We start from the raw sequence: 16,419 nt of genomic DNA, 5'->3' as shown, positions 1-16,419 counted from the left end.
AACCTCGGGTTTTCTTCTGTTCTTCCCCGAGGAAGACGTGATCCTGCTGGACATGACGATCGAGGATGCCGCCAAACTGGTGATCTCGGCCGGGCTGGTCTATCCGAACCAGAAAGACCCCACGCAGCCGCCCGAGTGATCAGCCGAACATCGCGGGCAGATCAACGGAGCTTCGCGCACCCAGATCGGGTTTGTGATCGGCCAGAAACTGGTCGGCCGCGGCCCGTCCCGCCTGTTTCAGGCTGTGCAGAACCACCGGGTTGGGCACTGTCTTGGTCGCCACCGACAGGCTGTTCATCAGCGCGTCATCGGCGATCATGTGCACGAAGACCCGGCTCATTTCACCCGCCTTCAGCTTGCCCTTGACCAACAGGCGCTGCACGAAGTTGATCGCCCGCAGCTCGCGCAGAAGGGAAGAATTGAAGCTGATCTCGTTGATCCGGTTCTGAATCTGCTGCGGGGTCTTGGGAACCTCGTCGCGCTCCAGCGGGTTGATGTTCACGATCACCACATCTTCGGGCAGGCCCGCGTTGAACAGCGGAAACAGCGCCGGGTTGCCGGTATAGCCGCCATCCCAATAGGCTTCGGTCCGGTCGGTTTCGGGGTCGTGGATTTCAACCGCCTGGAACAGGTTCGGCAGGCAGGCCGAGGCGAGAATCGCGTCAGTCGTCACCTCATCGCCCGTGAAAACACGGATCTTGCCGCTGCGCACACAGGTGGCGCAGACGAACAGGCGTGGCCCCTGATCGGCGCAGACCTCGCCAAAATCAAACGCCTCGACCACCGGGGCCAGCGGATTGCGGTAGAACGGTCCATAGGCATAGGGCGACACCATCCGCGACCAGGTATCAGCCACCGAGAACGGCAAGGAATACTCCATCGCCTGCGCGATCTGGGCAGGTTCCATTCCGGCCAGCCAGTTGGCGATGCGCATGTCGCCCACAGCGCCCATCCTCTCCCACAGGGCGTTCAGGGTCTCGCGCGCGCCATCACGACCGGCATGGACCATGCCGGCCTTGAACGCAGCCCCGTTAAGCGCCCCGGCCGAGGTTCCGGTGATCGCCGCAACCTCGATGTCTTCATCGTCCAGCAGACGGTCCAGCACGCCCCAGGTAAAGGCGCCATGCGCGCCGCCGCCCTGCAGGGCAAGATTGATGCGCTTTACCATGTCCGCCGGCCCCGGCGCGCGCCGCGGATCACAACGCGGTCCAGCCGCCGTCGACCGAGATCGTGGTGCCGGTGATCTGGGCCGCAGCGTCTGAGCACAGGAACACGGTGGTTCCACCCAGCTGTTCGACGGTCGCGAACTCTTTCGAGGGTTGCCGTTCGAGCATGACGTTCTTGATTACGTCCTCGCGGCTCATGTTGTATTCCTTCATCGTGTCGGGGATCTGCGCCTCGACCAGCGGTGTCAGCACATAGCCCGGACAGATGGCGTTGCAGGTGATCGGCTCCTGCGCGGTTTCCAGCGCAACGGTCTTGGTCATGCCGACGACCCCGTGCTTGGCCGCCACATAAGCCGCCTTGTAGGGCGATGCAGTCAGCCCATGCGCCGAGGCGATATTGACGATCCGCCCCCACCCGGCCTTGCGCATCATCGGCAGCGCCGCCGCCATCGTGTGAAAAGCCGAGTTCATGTTGATCGCGATGATCGCGTCCCATTTCTCGACCGGGAACTGGTCGATCGGGGCGACGTGCTGAATGCCTGCATTGTTGACCATGATATCGCAGGCTCCGGCCTGTTCGATCAGCGCCCGGCATTCCTCGCCCTTGGACATGTCGGCCTTGATGTAGCGCGCGTTGGTTCCGGTCTCCTTGCTGATCTCGGCCGCCAGCGCGTGATCTTCATCGCGGTCGGTGAACGAGTTCAGAACCACGTCGGCCCCCGCCTTGGCCAATTCGCGCGCAATGCCCAACCCGATGCCCGAGTTCGATCCGGTGATGATTGCTGTTTTTCCCGACAGGTTCATTTTGGGTCTCCCACAGACTCATGATTTGGAGACACAGTGCCATGCTGCACCTGCAAAATAAACGGGGAAAGACCCGGTTGCGGATACGGTCAATTTATGGGCGGGAAGTTCGGAGCTCGAGGCAGAAAAAAACGCCCGCACGAAGCGGGCGTTAAGTTATTGAGGCAGGTTTCATACAGGCAAGAAACCTATCGAGCAGTGGAACCTTTATAAGCAATTCCGCGCCGTCATCCAAGCTAAAAGTTTGATAATAAGAAAAATCATCGGTACGGTGAATCCCAACAAAATAAGGCCAGAGCAGGATTGTTTCCAAAATGAGCCCCGATATTCTCCGTCCCATCCGCCCGTTGATCGCGGGAATCGCTGCCTCGGTTGTCGCCACGTTAGCGCAAGCAGAATCGACCCATGGCATAGCTATGTATGGAGACCCGGCCCTACCACCGGATTTTGTGTCGCTGCCTTATGCCAACCCCGACGCGCCCAAGGGCGGCAAGGTCGTGTTCGGCAATACCGGCGGCTATAACAGTCTCAACCCGTTTGTGCAAAAAGGCACCGCCCCTTGGCAGCTGAGATTTTGGACCCACGAGGGGTTGATGGGCCGTTCGTGGGACGAACCTTTCACTCTTTACGGGCTTTTGGCCGAATCAATCGGCACCGCGCCGGACCGATCCTGGGTCGAATTCACCCTGCGTGAGACTGCCCGATTCTCTGACGGATCGCCGGTCACGATTGACGATGTGATCTGGTCTTACGAGACCCTCGGAACGCAGGGGCATCTGCGCTATCGCGGTCTGTGGGCCAAGATCGACAGTATTCAGCAGACCGGACCACGCTCGGTCCGGATCATCTTCAACGAGCCAGACCGCGAGCTGGCCCTGATCGCAGGGCTGCGGCCGATCCTCAAGAAAGCCCAATGGGAGGGCAAGGATTTCGCCGAGGCATCCCTGCAAGATGTCCCGATTGGCACCGGCCCCTATGTCATCGATGACTACGAGGCCGGACGTTTCGTGAACCTCGAACGCAATCCGGATTATTGGGGCAACGATGTCCCGTTCCGCCGGGGTACCATGAATTTCGACGAGATGCGGTTGGAGTTCTACGGCGACCAGACGGTTCTGTTCGAGGCCTTCAAGGCCGGCGCGCTGTCGGCCGTCCGCGAGTTCAACGCCGACAAATGGGCCACGCAATACGATTTCCCGGCCGTTCAGCGCGGCGATGTCATCAAAACCGAGATTCCGCATAAAAAGCCCTCGGGCATGACAGGTCTGGTCATGAACACGCGCAAAGCGCCCTTTGACGATTGGCGCGTGCGCGAGGCGCTGACCCTTGCGTTCAATTTTGAATTCATCAACGGCACGATCACTGGCGGTGCTCAGCCTCGGATCACCTCGTATTTTTCGGGGTCTGAACTGGCGATGCAACCCGGACCGGCAACCGGTCGGGTGGCTGAGATGTTGCAGCCCTACGCGGCTGATCTGCCGCCGGGAACTCTGGAAGGGTATGTTCTGCCCGAAGGCGACGACTCGGTTCGCAACCGAAAGGACATCCGCAAGGCCGCTGATCTGCTGGAGCAAGCCGGATGGACAATCCAGGACGGCGTGCTGAAGAACGCAGCGGGAGAGCCCCTCAAGATAACCCTGGTCATCAGTCAGGGAAGCTTGAATGTGGTTCAGAACGTGGATGCGATCGCCGAGATGTATGCCCGCGCGCTGGAACGGCTGGGGATCGAGCTGACCGTCGACAAGGTGGATGACGCACAATACACCCAGCGGGTGTCCGAGCTGGATTTCGACATGACCCCGTTCCGCCGCGCGCTGTCGCTGTCGCCGGGCAACGAACAACGCCTCTACTGGGGCAGCGAAGGCGCGGATGCTTCAGGGACACGCAACCTGATGGGGGTCACCTCTCCGGCAGTGGATGGGCTGATCGATGCGATGCTGGCCTCGGAAAGCCGTGAGGATTTCGTGGCCGCCACCCGCGCGCTTGACAGGGTTCTGACCGCCGGACGGTATGTCATTCCAATCTGGAGCTTTGATGTTGGCCGCATCGCCCATGTGAAGGAAATGAAGCATCCTCAGATCTTGCCAATCTACGGCGACGGACCGCAGTTCATGCCCGATGTCTGGTGGTACGAGGAGTAGCAGGTAACCGGTAGGGGCTTGTGCCCCGGCCCATTTCAAGTGATGCACTTGGTGCGGATCGGGCGCCGCGCGGGCGTCGGCAATTTTCGGCACATGTGACCAAACACCAAAAGGCGATCAAACAACCCCGCTGGCCGCTATTTCTAGAGCATTTGACTACTTTTTGCGGGTGGAACGCCTGTTACCACGATATCTCGCAATCCAAGTGAGGATCGACGCAACGGACACCTGCACCGAAAACAGATTTCTTAGATAGAACAAAGCCCTGTATTCGGCGCAGTCCAGAGTGCGAGCATTTGAACGATCGCCAAAACCGACAGTGAGTGGGAAAACGGGCCGAGCACGGCGTGAAAAACCGCTTTGATTTTCCAGCACCCCGACCTGCGACATTTTGTCATGTCTTCGCGCGGGCTGCGCGCTCCGTACGCTGGTCTGGGGAAGAGCAGTCCTGAAACCCGAACCACGGAAGGCTCGCAGATGTTGAACTGGACTGATTTGACACAAGACTGGAGCGCGTCCTACGCACGTGCCAAGCGCCGTTTTCCGAACCTGCGCGATCAGGATATGGCGCGCGTGAGGACGGACAGGAAACGCTTTGAGGCCTATCTGGCCGAGCGGCACCACCTGACGGTGAACGAGGCCCATGAAGAGGTCGAGGATTTCCTTTACACCGAGGGCCTGAACCGCGAGCTTGCCCGGCGTTAGGCCAGCGACGTGACCCACAGGATGGTCGCGTCCTCATCGCTTACCGAGATCACGTTGTGCCCCATGCTGCCGTCGTAATAGGCGCTGTCGCCCCGACGCATCTCAACCGGTTCATAAAACTCGGTGTACAGGCGGATCACGCCGGTCAGCACATACAGGAATTCTTCGCCATCGTGACGCACCCAGCCGTCGAACTCGTCCATTGACCGGGCGCGCACGCGGGCCCGATAGGGCAGCATCTGCTTCTTGGTCAGCGTTTCGGCCAGCAACTCGTGCTCGTAGGTCGTAGTGGCGTGCGCGGTGCCTTCACCCATCTTGGTCACCGCCATGCGACCGATCACTTGATCCCGCTCGGGCGGGGTGAACAGCTGCGGTACAGAGATTTCGAGACCGATCGCCAGCTTCTTGAGCGCATCATAGGTCGGCGACATTTGGCCATTTTCGATCTTGCTGAGCGTGGACCGGGCCAACCCGGCCTGGTTCGCCGCCTGCTCGAGGGTCCATTTCCGCGCCTTGCGCAGTTCACGCACGCGGGCACCCAGATCTACCGGCTCCAGCTCGGTGCGGGAACCGTTGTCGCGGGCGATGCGTACGATGGATTTGTGGTCTTTGCTCGTCATGCGTCATTCTATAGGGCCAGCGCCGCGCGCTTGCAACGCGTGACAAAGGGCAATAGCCAAGGCGCATGTTTTCGATCTTCGATCAGGGGCCGCCGACGCCCTGCCCCGCGCTGTTCAACCTGGCCGCCCATGTGCTGCGCCGCGCCGATGCCACGCCCGACAAGGTGGCCCTGTCCGTGCTGCGCCCTGACGGTTCGGACGACTGGACCTTTGCGAAGTTGAAATCCGCGGTTCTGGGCACCGGAACCGGGCTGCTGCGTGCGGGCCTGGTGCCCGGCGACATCGTGCTGATGCGTCTGGGCAATACGGTCGATTTTCCCATAGCCTATCTGGGGGCGATCGCCGTCGGGCTGATCCCGGTACCGACCTCCTCGCAACTGACCGAGCCGGAAACGGAGCGGATGATCCGGGAACTGTCTCCAGCCGCCATTCTGCGCGATCCGTCCGTGGCCTGTGCCGCGCACCCCAACCAGATCGGCCTGACCGACCTTGCCGCCATGCGCGACCTGCCGCCCGCGTCGTTCGACATGGGCGATCCGGAACGCATGGCCTATGTCGTCTATACCTCGGGCACCTCGGGCAAGCCACGCGCCGTGGCCCATGCGCATCGCGCGATCTGGGCGCGGCAGATGATGGTCGATGGCTGGTACGGCCTGCGTGAGGCCGACCGCCTGTGCCACGCGGGCGCGTTCAACTGGACCTACACGCTGGGCACCGGCCTGATGGACCCGTGGACCATCGGCGCCACAGCGCTGATCCCCGAACCCGGAACCGACCCGGCCGCCTTGCCCGGGTTGCTGTGCCGCCACCGCGCCTCGATCTTTGCGGCCGCCCCCGGCGTGTACCGAAAGATGCTGAACGCGGCGGACACGCTGCCCCTGCCCGATCTGCGCCACGGCCTAAGCGCCGGCGAGAAACTGTCGCGCGCCCTGCACGAACGCTGGGTACAGGCCACCGGGACCGAGCTGTACGAGGCCTACGGCATGTCGGAATGCTCGACCTTCATCTCATCCAGCCCGTCCCACCCCGCGCGCGGCGATGCGCTGGGACGGCCGCAACCGGGGCGCCGCGTGGCGATCCTGGGGCCCGACGGGCCGGTTCCGCAGGGGCAGGAAGGCACCATCGCCATTCACCGCTCGGACCCGGGGCTGATGCTGACCTACCTCAACGCCCCGGACGAAGCCCGCGCGCGCATGCAGGGCGACTGGTTCCTGACCGGCGATCAGGGGGCGATGGCCGTGGATGGGCAGATCACCTATCTGGGGCGCGACGACGACATGATGAACGCCGGCGGCTACCGGGTGTCCCCGGTCGAGGTCGAATCCGTCCTGTCGCGGTTTCCCGGAATCGCTCAGGTCGGCGCGGCGGCGGTCGAAGTCAAACCGGACACTTTCGTGATCGCCGCCTTCTATTCCGGGCCGGAAAAACTGGACGAAACCGCCCTGCGCGCTTATGTCGAGGCCAACCTGGCGCGCTACAAGCAACCCCGCGCCTTCATCCACCTTCCCGAACTGCCCACCGGGGGCAACGGAAAACTCCTGCGCCGTGCATTGCCGGCCTATTTCAAGGCACCCGAAGAATGACCCAGACCGTCAAGCTTGATATCCTGTCCGACCCGATCTGCCCGTGGTGCTATATCGGCAAGACCAACCTGGACAAGGCGCTGGCCTCGGTCCCGGACCATCCCTTCGTGATCGAATGGCATCCGTTCCAGCTGAACCCCGACATGCCCGAAGGCGGCATGGACCGGCGCGAATACCTGGAACGCAAATTCGGTGGCAAGGAGGGTGCGGTTCGCGCCTATGCGCCGGTGGTGGAGCATGCCGAAAAGGCCGGCCTGAACATCGATTTCGAGGCCATGAAACGCACCCCGAACACGCTGGACGCCCATCGCCTGATCCATTGGGCAGGGATCGAGGGTAAGCAGAACCAGGTGGTGGATGCGCTGTTCACTGCGTATTTCGTGCAGGGCCGCGACATCGGCGACCACGAGGTTTTGGCCGACATCGCCGACAGCGTGGGCATGGACGCCGCAGTTGTTCTGAAGCTGCTGAAATCCGACGCCGACCGGGACGACATTCGTCAGCGGGATACGCACTCGCGTGAGATGGGCGTAAACTCGGTCCCCACCTTCATCGTCGCCAACCAGCACGCGGTCCCTGGGGCGCAACCACCGGAATTGTGGGCGCAAGTGATCGGCGAAATCATGTCTCAGCTTGAGCCTTCCTCTGCAGAATAGCACAGAGTTCTGTGCGCGATTGCACCTAGCCCACCTTGCCCTGTCGTGTTAGCGCGTTGGGGCAAGGAGTCCCCGCATGGCTGACCGTATTTCCAAGGCCGAATTCATCGCGCTGATCGCGATGATGTTTGCCACGATCGCATTTTCGATTGATTCAATGCTGCCTGCTCTACCTGAGATCGGCGCGCAGCTCAGCCCTGATGACGTGAACCGGGCGCAGCTGATCCTGACCAGCTTTGTTCTTGGCATGGGAATCGGCACGTTCTTCACCGGCCCGATCTCGGATGCGGTCGGACGCAGGCCGGTGATCTTCGCCGGAGCAGCAGTCTATATTCTGGCATCGGCCGTGGCTTGGGCCAGTTCGTCGCTGGAGTTGGTTCTGGCTGCCCGGGTGGTTCAGGGACTGGGGGCCGCCGGGCCCCGCGTAGTCGCGATGGCGATCATCCGCGATCTGTTCTCGGGCCGGGAAATGGCGCGGATCGTGTCCATCGCGATGATGATCTTCACCCTGGTGCCCGCCATCGCGCCCATGGCCGGTGCCGCCGTGATCGCCTTTGCCGGTTGGCGCGGCGTGTTCATGTCGTTTATCCTGTTTGCGTTGGTCATCATTGTCTGGATGGGGTTCCGTCTGCCGGAGTCCCTCGCGCCGAAAAACCGCCGCCCGTTCCGCCTGCCGCTGATGGTCGGTGCCGTGAAAGAGATGTTTGCCCACCCCACCGTGCGCCTGTCGATCTTTGTCCAGACCCTGTGCATGGGCATGCTGTTCACCATGCTGACCATGGTGCAGCCGGTCTATGACGTGATCCACGACCGCGCCGACAGCTTCCCTTTCTGGTTCGGATTCGTGGCGCTGATGTCCGGCTCGGCCAGCCTGCTGAACGCGGCCGTCGTGGTGCGCGTGGGGATGCGCCGGATGGTGACCTGGGCGCTGGCCGGACAGATCCTGATCACCTCGCTGGTGATTGCCCTCAACATGTCGAACCTGTCGTCGCAGGCCTCGTTTGCGCTGTTCGTGTTCTGGCAGACCACGGTCTTTTTCATGGCCGGCGTCACCATGGGCAACCTGAATGCCATCGCGATGGAGCCGATGGGCCATATCGCCGGCATGGCGGCCTCGGTCATCGGGTCGATCTCGACCGTGCTGGCCGCCGCGATCGCCGCACCGGTGGGGCTGCTGTTCGACGGTACACTGGGGCCGCTGAGCATCGGCATTCTGATCATGTGCGTGCTGGCCTTCGGGCTGATGGTCCACATGGGCCGGATCGAAGACCGCGTCCCCGCCTGACCTGTGCAGCGCGCCCGAACTGCGCTAGGCTCGCCGCAGTCAGGGAGAGTTCGGCATGAGCGACTATTACGATCTGGGCACGCATGTCTGCCCCGTCACCACGTCCTCGGATCAGGCGCAGCTTTGGTTCGACCGGGGCCTTGTTTGGACCTACGGCTACAACCACGAAGAGGCGGTCGTGTGTTTCCAGCGCGCGCTGGAGCATGACCCGGACTGCGCCATGGCCCATTGGGGCGTGGCCTATGCCGCCGGGCCCAACTACAACCTGCCCTGGGATCTGCTGGACGACCGCGGTAAGACCAAGGCCCTGAACTGCGCCTATGACGCAACCCAGTGTGCACTGGCCCTGCTGGATCGCTGCACGCCGGTCGAACGCGAACTGATACGCGCCCTGCCTGCCCGCTATCCCCAGCGGGACCCGGCGCCCGACATGCACCGCTGGGACCACGACTTCGCCGGCGCCATGCGCGCCGCCTTCGCGGCCCGACCCGACCATCTGGACCTGCGCACCATCTATGTGGAGTCGCTGCTGAACCTGACCCCCTGGCAGATGTGGGACCTTAGGACAGGCCAGCCTGCCGAGGGCGCCGCGACGCTTGAAGCGCAGGAGGCGTTGGAATGGGCCATGGCCAACGATCCGGCGGCGATGTCGCATCCGGGGCTGCTGCACCTCTATGTGCATCTGATGGAGATGTCGCCCACACCGGAAAAAGCGCTGAATGCCGGTGATGTGCTGCGCACGCTGGTGCCCGATGCCGGACATCTGGTGCACATGCCCACCCATATCGACGTGCTGTGCGGCCACTACCAGAACGTCGTCCACTGGAACGAACAGGCGGTCATCGCCGATCTGAAATATTACCAGCGCGAAGGCGCGTTCAACATCTACACCGGCTATCGCCAGCACAATTACCATTTCGTCATCTATGGCGCGTTGTTCCTGGGCCAGATGGAGCCCGCCCTGCGCGCCAACACGGGCCTGTGGGACACCACGCCCGAGGAAATGCTGCGCATCGAAAGCCCGCCGATGGCGGATTACTTCGAAAGCTACATGGCCATGGGGCCGCATATCCTGATCCGCTTTGGCCGGTGGGAAGAAGCCAAGGCCCTGCCATTGCCCCCCGATCCCGACCTGTATCTGACGGTGACGGCCACCACGCATTACGCCCGCGCCATCGCCCATGCCGCCACAGGCGACGTGGTCGCGGCCGAGGCCGAAGAACGGCTGTTCCTCGCCGCCAAGGACCGCGTGCCCGAAACCCGTCTGCTGCACAATAACCGTGTAATCGACCTGCTGGAGATCGCGCGCGAGATGCTGCGGGGCGAGATCGAGTACCGTAAAGGCAATTTCGACACGGCCTTCGCCCATCTGCGCCGCTCGGTCGAGTTGGACGACAATCTGCCCTATGACGAGCCCTGGGGCTGGATGCAGCCCACCCGCCACGCGCTGGGGGCGCTGCTGTTCGAGCAGGGCCACGTGGCCGAGGCCGAAGCCGTCTATCGCGAGGATCTGGGTCTGGGCGGCACCCTCAGCCGCGCCTCGATCCATCCCGACAATGTCTGGAGCCTCAAGGGCTTGCACGATTGCCTCAAGGCGCGTGGCGCGGTAGAGGAATTGCAGTTGATCCGACAACGACTTGACCTGGCCCTGGCGCGCGCCGACCGCAGCGTCGGCGCCTCGTGCTTCTGCGCCCAGGCCGCGATGAGAGCCGCTGAATGAAACTGTTGAACGCTGCGCTGATCGCGCTGTGCTGCGGTCCCGCTTGGGCCGACCGTCAGACCTTTCCGCCTGTGGACGAGGCCAGCCAAGACCCGGCACTGGAAGCCTTTCGTGCGGACCTGCGCGCAAAGGTCGCCGCCCGCGACCTCGAGGGCGTGATGGCCGCCACCTGCCCCGAGATCTACACCAGCCACGGCGACGAGGACGGCCCCGAGACGTTCCGCGCCAATCTGACGGTCGATCCCGAGAGCCTACCCGAGTCCGACCGCCGTCATGCCGCCACCATCCGCGAGGACTACTGGCGCGACCTCGAGACCACGCTGGCCCAGCCCGGCTATTTCGACGAGGATGGCGAATTCTGGATGCCGCACCAGTGGCGGCTTTCCCTGCCAGCGAAGCTGGATCCGTTCACCGCCTATTTCGTGACCGGTCAGGATGTCACCCTGCGCCAGGCCCCAAACCGCGGCGCGCCCATTCTGGACCTGATCAGCCACGAGGTGGTGATCGTACCGGACTATCTGGAAGAGGCCGAATATCAGGGCGTCATCCTGACCGACGGAACGCGCGGCTATATCTATTCCGAATTCCTTTGGTCGATGGTCGGCTATCGCGCGGCCTTCGTGAAGTCGGACAGCGGTGACTGGCAGCTGTGTACGTTCGTGGCCGGGGACTAGGCCGCGCCCTCAGGCGCTGGCCTTCTTCTTTTTCTCGGCGGCGACCTTCTCGGCCAGATCGCGGGCAATGGCAAAGGCGCCCTTGATCTTGTCGCTGTCCTTTTTCCAGTCGCGCCGCACCACGATCTTGTTGTCCTTGACCTTGGCCAGCCCACGCTGGTTCTGGATGAACTCGACCAAACCTTCCGGAGAGGCGAACTTGTCATTGTGGAACTGGATCGTGGCCCCCTTCGGTCCGCCGTCCAGCTTGGCAATGCCGGCGCGTTTGCACATGGCCTTGATCCGCACCACCAGAAGCAGGGTGTTCACCTCTTTCGGCAGCGGGCCGAACCGGTCGATCAACTCGGCGGCAAAGCCCTCCAGTTCGACCTTGGTCGACAGCGACGACAGGCGGCGGTAGAGGCCCAACCGCACGTCCAGATCAGGCACATAGTCTTCGGGGATCAGTACCGGAACGCTCAGGTTGATCTGCGGCGCCCACTGGTCGTCGGCCTCGCTCAGCCCCTCCATCTCACCGGCCTTGATCTTGCCGATCGCCTCTTCCAGCATCGACTGGTAGAGTTCATAGCCCACGTCGCGCATCTGGCCCGACTGTTCCTCGCCCAGCAAGTTGCCCGCGCCGCGAATGTCCAGGTCCTGGCTGGCCAGCGTGAACCCCGCCCCCAGCGTATCGAGCGACCCCAGAACCCGCAGCCGCTTTTCGGCGGCCGGAGTCAACCGCGCGCGCGGCTTGGTGGTCAGATAGGCGTAGGCGCGGGTCTTGGACCGCCCCACCCGGCCCCGGATCTGATAGAGCTGCGCCAGCCCGAACATGTCGGCCCGGTGAACGACCATCGTGTTCGCGGTGGGAATGTCCAAACCGCTTTCCACGATCGTGGTGGCCAGCAGGATGTCATACTTGCCGTCATAGAAGGCGTTCATCCGGTCGTCCAACTCGCCCGCGGCCATCTGGCCATGGGCCACCACATAGGTCAGTTCCGGCAGCTGTTCCTTCAGGAATTCCTCGATCTCGGGGAGGTCCGAGATGCGCGGCACCACATAGAAACTCTGCCCGCCACGATAGTGCTCACGCAGCAGTGCCTCGCGGATGGTGACGGCATCGAACTCGCTGACATAGGTGCGGATCGCCAGACGATCGACGGGCGGCGTGCCGATGATCGACAGGTCGCGCACGCCGGTCAGGCTCAGTTGCAGGGTGCGCGGGATCGGCGTTGCGGTCAGTGTCAGCACATGCACGTCCGAGCGCAACTGCTTGAGCCGCTCCTTGTGGGCCACGCCGAAATGCTGTTCTTCGTCGATGATCAGCAGGCCCAGATTCTGGAACCGGATGCCCTTGGCCAGCAGCGCATGGGTGCCGATCACGATATCGACCGTGCCCTTTGCCAGCCCTTCGCGGGTCTGATGCGCCTCTTTGGCCGAGGCGAAGCGTGACAATTGCCTGACTTCCAGCGGGAAGCCCCGGAACCGGTCCTTGAAGCTGGCGGCGTGCTGACGGGCCAGCAGCGTTGTGGGCGCAATCACCGCCACCTGCAGGCCGGACATGGCCGCAACAAAGGCCGCGCGCATGGCGACCTCGGTCTTGCCAAAGCCCACGTCGCCGCAGATTAGGCGATCCATCGGCGTGCCCGAGTGCAGGTCCTCCATCACGTCGGCGATGGCGCGCAACTGGTCTTCGGTTTCCTGATAGGGAAATCGGGCGCTGAACTCCTCCCACGCGTGGGGCGGCGGGTCCATGATCGGGGCCTTGCGCAAGGCGCGTTCGGCGGCAATGCGGATCAGCCGGTCGGCCATCTCGCGGATGCGTTCCTTGAGCTTGGCCTTCTTGGCCTGCCATGCGCCACCGCCCAGCTTGTCGAGCAGGCCTTCCTCGTGCCCGTATTTCGATAGCAGTTCGATGTTTTCGACCGGCAGGTAAAGCTTGGCGCCCTCGGCATATTCCAGCAGCAGGCATTCATGCGCGGCGCCCAAGGCGCTCACGACCTCCATGCCCATGTACCGGCCGATGCCGTGATCGACATGCACCACCAAATCGCCGGGGCTGAGCGACTGGGTCTCGGTCAGGAAATTCTCGGCCTTGCGGCGTTTCTTGGGCTGGCGGATCAGCCGGTCGCCCAGAACGTCCTGTTCCGAGATCACGGTAATGTCGGGCGTCTCGAAGCCGTGCTCCAGCGCCCAGACCGCAAGGTGCAGGCCGCGCTTGCCGATCCGCGAGCCGTCGGAAACGGGAATTGCCTCGGCCAGGCCCTCATCCTCGATCAACCCGGTCAGGCGTTCGCGCGCGCCCTCGGAGTACGAAGCGACCAGAACCGGCCCCTTCTCAAGCTTGTTCTTGATGTGGCTTGCCAGCGCGCCGAACAGGCTGATGCTTTCCTGCTGGCGCTCGGGGGCAAAGTTGCGCCCGATCCGACCGCCCGCGTCGATCACCCCCGGGCCGCTGGCCTGCGGCAGGGGGCTGAACTGCAGCACCCGCCGCTGCGCCACCGCCCGGGTCCAGGCGTCATCGTCCAGATACAGCAGGCCCGGCGGCGTGGGTTTATAGACCGAATCCATCCGCGAGCGGTTCTCGAGCGCCAGACGCCGGGTTTCGTATTGATCGGCGATGCTGTCCCACCGGGCCAGACGCGCGGGCGTGACCTGATCGTCCAGCGTGATCGTCGCATCCGGCAGATAGTCGAACAGCGTTTCCAGCTTTTCGTGGAACAGGGGCAGCCAGTGCTCCATGCCCTGATGCTTGCGCCCGGCGCTGACCGCCTCGTACAGCGGATCATCCGTGCCGGCCGCACCGAATTCGATGCGATAGTTCTGACGGAACCGGGTGATGGCGGCCTCGTCCAGGATCACCTCGGAAACCGGGGCCAATTCGACCAGATCAAGCTTTTCGGTGGTGCGCTGAGTGGCCGGATCGAACCGGCGCGCGCCGTCCAGCACGTCTCCGAACAGGTCCAGCCGCACCGGCCCTGCCTCGCCCGGCGGGAAGATGTCGATGATCCCGCCGCGCACGGCATAGTCGCCGGGCTCCATCACCGTGGGGCTTTGGCTGAAACCCATGCGCACCAGAAAATCGCGCAGCGCGGCCTCGTCGATGCGCTGGCCGACCCGAGCGGTGAACGCCGCCTGCCGCAGCACGTCGCGCGCCGGCACGCGCTGGGTGGCCGCGTTCAGCGTGGTCAGCAGAACGAACCGCTCGGGCATCTGGTGCACCAGTGCCGCCAGGGTCGCCACCCGCGCCGCCGCGATGTCGGGGTTGGGCGACACCCGGTCAAAAGGCAGGCAATCCCAGCCGGGAAACAGGATCACCGGCATGTCGGGCGCAAAGAAACGCAGCGCGGCGCGCATCGCCTCGGCACGTTTGTCGTCGCGCGCCACATGCAGAACCGGCCCGCCCGAGCGGGCAACCTCGTTCAGCACCAGCTGCGCGTCAAACCCCTCGGGGGCGCCGCCGACTGTCACGTGGTTCGGAGCCTTCATCACGCTGCCTTTCTGAATCTGCTATCCCAGAACGCCTATCGAAAGGTTCTGATACATGCCCCACATCGAAGTGACCAGTATCGCAAACATGCCGATGACCTGCGTCGCCAGCCGGCATCGATGCAGCGCCTTGGACACAGCTTCAATCGTCAACTCCTGCCGCCGCAGGTTCCGGGCCACCCGCAGGCTGTTTGCGCCGACAAGAACCATCGGGAACAACAGCAGGAACACGGCCTGGGCGAACTCGACCTGATAGTAAAACCCAAGCGTCGCCAGCCCTGCGAACAGGAAACAGCACAGCGCCAAGATTACGACCCCCGAAACGTCGGCAATGTAGAGGATGCGATTGGTGTTGATCCGCACGATGTCCAGCAGGTCGGTCTCGGCCTGGCCTCCGACGCGGCGGGCGCGCACGACCAGATCATAGGGAACGCCCATCACCCAATGGCTGGCTGTCGACCACAGCACCGCAAGCGCGATCCAGTACCACAGATTCGAGAAACTGCGCATGTCGATGAGCTCGAAGATCGTGGAGTACCAGTCCAAACTTGCCTCATTGTTCAAAATTCTCAGGCGGTTCTATCGCAACGGCGCGGCCATTGGTACCCTTGAGACCTGTGCAAATTCATGCCACCCAATGCGCGACTGTTCAAGGAGAACGCGCCATGAAACCGACAATCGCCCCCTACCCCCACGGCCGCTTTCGTCGCGCCCGCCAGTCCGAGGCGATCCGGGGCTTGGTGCGCGAGAACACCCTGACCGTGGATGACCTGATCTGGCCGGTTTTCGTGCGCGACGGCGAGGGCATCGAAGAGCCCGTGCCCTCGATGCCCGGCGTGGTGCGCCGCTCGGTCGATCTGATCGCCAGGGCCGCAGCCGAGGCGCAGGCTATGGGCATCCCGGCGATCTGCCTGTTTCCCTACACCGATCCCAGCCTCAAGACGCAGGATTGTGCCGAGGCGTGGAACCCCGACAACCTGTCGAACCGCGCCATCCGCGCGATCAAGCAGGCCGCGCCCGAGATCGCGGTGATGACCGACGTGGCGCTGGACCCCTACAACATCAACGGCCACGACGGATACGTGGTGGACGGCAAGATTGTGAATGACGAAACGGTCGAGGCGCTGGTCAAGATGACGCTGGCCCAGGCCGAGGCCGGAGCCGACATCATCGGCCCGTCCGACATGATGGACGGCCGGATCGGCGCGATGCGCCAGGCACTCGAGGCCGCCGGCCATCACGACGTCATGATCCTCAGCTATGCCGCGAAATATGCCAGCGCCTTCTACGGACCTTTCCGCGATGCGGTGGGCGCCTCGGGCGCGTTGACCGGCGACAAGAAGACCTATCAGATGGACCCGGCCAACTCGAACGAGGCGCTGCGCTTGATCGAACGCGACCTGACCGAGGGCGCCGACATGGTTATGATCAAGCCCGGCATGCCCTATCTGGACATCTGCAGGCGGGTCAAAGACACGTTCGGCGCACCCACCTATGCCTATCAGGTGTCGGGTGAATACGCGATGATCCAGGCCGCAGCGCAGAACGGGTGGATCGACGGCGAAAAGGTGATGCTGGAAAGCCTGCTGGCCTTCAA

General features: G+C 63.3%; 13 protein-coding genes and 1 pseudogene. 9 read left to right on the top strand and 5 right to left on the bottom strand.

Going from position 1 to position 16,419, the window contains the following annotated elements:
• Positions 1-139 (top strand): annotated as a pseudogene (locus AC2FM5_RS16270) (DUF502 domain-containing protein); the annotation flags it as partial.
• On the opposite strand, the gene AC2FM5_RS16265 reads toward AC2FM5_RS16270, so the two are convergent.
• Complete coding sequence (locus AC2FM5_RS16265) at positions 140-1,168, bottom strand: patatin-like phospholipase family protein (protein ID WP_170338912.1); 1,029 nt, start codon at positions 1,166-1,168, stop codon at positions 140-142.
• Positions 1,169-1,196: 28 nt separating this feature from the next.
• Positions 1,197-1,970, bottom strand: coding sequence for a 3-hydroxybutyrate dehydrogenase (locus AC2FM5_RS16260; protein ID WP_170458927.1), 774 nt, complete (start codon positions 1,968-1,970; stop codon positions 1,197-1,199).
• Between the two features lie 314 nt (positions 1,971-2,284).
• Between AC2FM5_RS16260 and AC2FM5_RS16255 the strand changes: the two genes are divergently transcribed.
• Together AC2FM5_RS16255 and AC2FM5_RS16250 are read left to right on the top strand one after the other, a co-directional pair.
• Positions 2,285-4,111: an extracellular solute-binding protein gene (locus tag AC2FM5_RS16255; RefSeq protein ID WP_496736819.1), complete on the top strand. Its 1,827-nt coding sequence runs from the start codon at positions 2,285-2,287 to the stop codon at positions 4,109-4,111.
• A 477-nt stretch (positions 4,112-4,588) separates the two neighbouring features.
• Positions 4,589-4,816 (top strand): hypothetical protein, encoded by a 228-nt coding sequence (locus AC2FM5_RS16250; protein ID WP_093962974.1) that lies wholly within the window; start codon positions 4,589-4,591, stop codon positions 4,814-4,816.
• Here AC2FM5_RS16250 and AC2FM5_RS16245 read toward each other — a convergent pair.
• Positions 4,813-5,436 (bottom strand): helix-turn-helix domain-containing protein, encoded by a 624-nt coding sequence (locus AC2FM5_RS16245; protein WP_093962221.1) that lies wholly within the window; start codon positions 5,434-5,436, stop codon positions 4,813-4,815. The genes AC2FM5_RS16250 and AC2FM5_RS16245 overlap by 4 nt on opposite strands.
• Positions 5,437-5,501: 65 nt before the next feature.
• Between AC2FM5_RS16245 and AC2FM5_RS16240 the strand changes: the two genes are divergently transcribed.
• From AC2FM5_RS16240 to AC2FM5_RS16220, 5 genes are all read left to right on the top strand, one after another.
• A complete protein-coding gene (locus AC2FM5_RS16240) occupies positions 5,502-7,019 on the top strand; it encodes a class I adenylate-forming enzyme family protein (protein ID WP_496736817.1) in 1,518 nt (505 codons plus the stop codon).
• Positions 7,016-7,675, top strand: coding sequence for a DsbA family oxidoreductase (locus AC2FM5_RS16235; protein WP_170338392.1), 660 nt, complete (start codon positions 7,016-7,018; stop codon positions 7,673-7,675). Before AC2FM5_RS16240 ends, AC2FM5_RS16235 begins: the two co-directional genes overlap by 4 nt.
• Positions 7,676-7,751: 76 nt before the next feature.
• Positions 7,752-8,960: a multidrug effflux MFS transporter gene (locus tag AC2FM5_RS16230; protein WP_496736815.1), complete on the top strand. Its 1,209-nt coding sequence runs from the start codon at positions 7,752-7,754 to the stop codon at positions 8,958-8,960.
• A gap of 55 nt (positions 8,961-9,015) precedes the next feature.
• Positions 9,016-10,680: a hypothetical protein gene (locus tag AC2FM5_RS16225; protein ID WP_496736813.1), complete on the top strand. Its 1,665-nt coding sequence runs from the start codon at positions 9,016-9,018 to the stop codon at positions 10,678-10,680.
• Positions 10,677-11,354 carry an SH3 domain-containing protein gene (locus AC2FM5_RS16220; protein ID WP_170363357.1) on the top strand — a complete coding sequence of 226 codons (678 nt, stop codon included), beginning with the start codon at positions 10,677-10,679 and terminating at the stop codon, positions 11,352-11,354. Before AC2FM5_RS16225 ends, AC2FM5_RS16220 begins: the two co-directional genes overlap by 4 nt.
• A gap of 9 nt (positions 11,355-11,363) precedes the next feature.
• Here the strand turns inward: AC2FM5_RS16220 and mfd are convergent, their stop codons facing one another.
• Positions 11,364-14,822, bottom strand: a complete 3,459-nt coding sequence (gene mfd, locus AC2FM5_RS16215; RefSeq protein ID WP_496736810.1) for a transcription-repair coupling factor — start codon at positions 14,820-14,822, stop codon at positions 11,364-11,366.
• Between the two features lie 21 nt (positions 14,823-14,843).
• On the bottom strand, positions 14,844-15,368 hold the full coding sequence (locus tag AC2FM5_RS16210; protein WP_170338382.1) for a component of SufBCD complex: 525 nt from the start codon (positions 15,366-15,368) through the stop codon (positions 14,844-14,846).
• Between the two features lie 119 nt (positions 15,369-15,487).
• Here AC2FM5_RS16210 and hemB point away from each other — a divergent pair.
• Positions 15,488-16,419: porphobilinogen synthase (gene hemB / locus AC2FM5_RS16205; RefSeq protein WP_496736808.1), on the top strand; the 932-nt coding region annotated here is incomplete at its 3' end.

This window comes from Ruegeria sp. BHSA162, assembly GCF_059613385.1.
The sequence above is the reverse complement of the archived record's forward strand: the minus strand, read 5'-3'. Positions and strand labels throughout refer to the sequence as shown.

What these genes read in the sequence shown, in the direction of transcription:
- AC2FM5_RS16265 (WP_170338912.1), bottom strand. Translation starts at nt 1,168, where the DNA reads ATGGTAAAGCGCATCAATCTTGCCCTGCAGGGCGGCGGCGCGCATGGC.
- AC2FM5_RS16260 (WP_170458927.1), bottom strand. Translation starts at nt 1,970, where the DNA reads ATGAACCTGTCGGGAAAAACAGCAATCATCACCGGATCGAACTCGGGC.
- AC2FM5_RS16255 (WP_496736819.1), top strand. Translation starts at nt 2,285, where the DNA reads ATGAGCCCCGATATTCTCCGTCCCATCCGCCCGTTGATCGCGGGAATC.
- AC2FM5_RS16250 (WP_093962974.1), top strand. Translation starts at nt 4,589, where the DNA reads ATGTTGAACTGGACTGATTTGACACAAGACTGGAGCGCGTCCTACGCA.
- AC2FM5_RS16245 (WP_093962221.1), bottom strand. Translation starts at nt 5,436, where the DNA reads ATGACGAGCAAAGACCACAAATCCATCGTACGCATCGCCCGCGACAAC.
- AC2FM5_RS16240 (WP_496736817.1), top strand. Translation starts at nt 5,502, where the DNA reads ATGTTTTCGATCTTCGATCAGGGGCCGCCGACGCCCTGCCCCGCGCTG.
- AC2FM5_RS16235 (WP_170338392.1), top strand. Translation starts at nt 7,016, where the DNA reads ATGACCCAGACCGTCAAGCTTGATATCCTGTCCGACCCGATCTGCCCG.
- AC2FM5_RS16230 (WP_496736815.1), top strand. Translation starts at nt 7,752, where the DNA reads ATGGCTGACCGTATTTCCAAGGCCGAATTCATCGCGCTGATCGCGATG.
- AC2FM5_RS16225 (WP_496736813.1), top strand. Translation starts at nt 9,016, where the DNA reads ATGAGCGACTATTACGATCTGGGCACGCATGTCTGCCCCGTCACCACG.
- AC2FM5_RS16220 (WP_170363357.1), top strand. Translation starts at nt 10,677, where the DNA reads ATGAAACTGTTGAACGCTGCGCTGATCGCGCTGTGCTGCGGTCCCGCT.
- mfd (WP_496736810.1), bottom strand. Translation starts at nt 14,822, where the DNA reads ATGAAGGCTCCGAACCACGTGACAGTCGGCGGCGCCCCCGAGGGGTTT.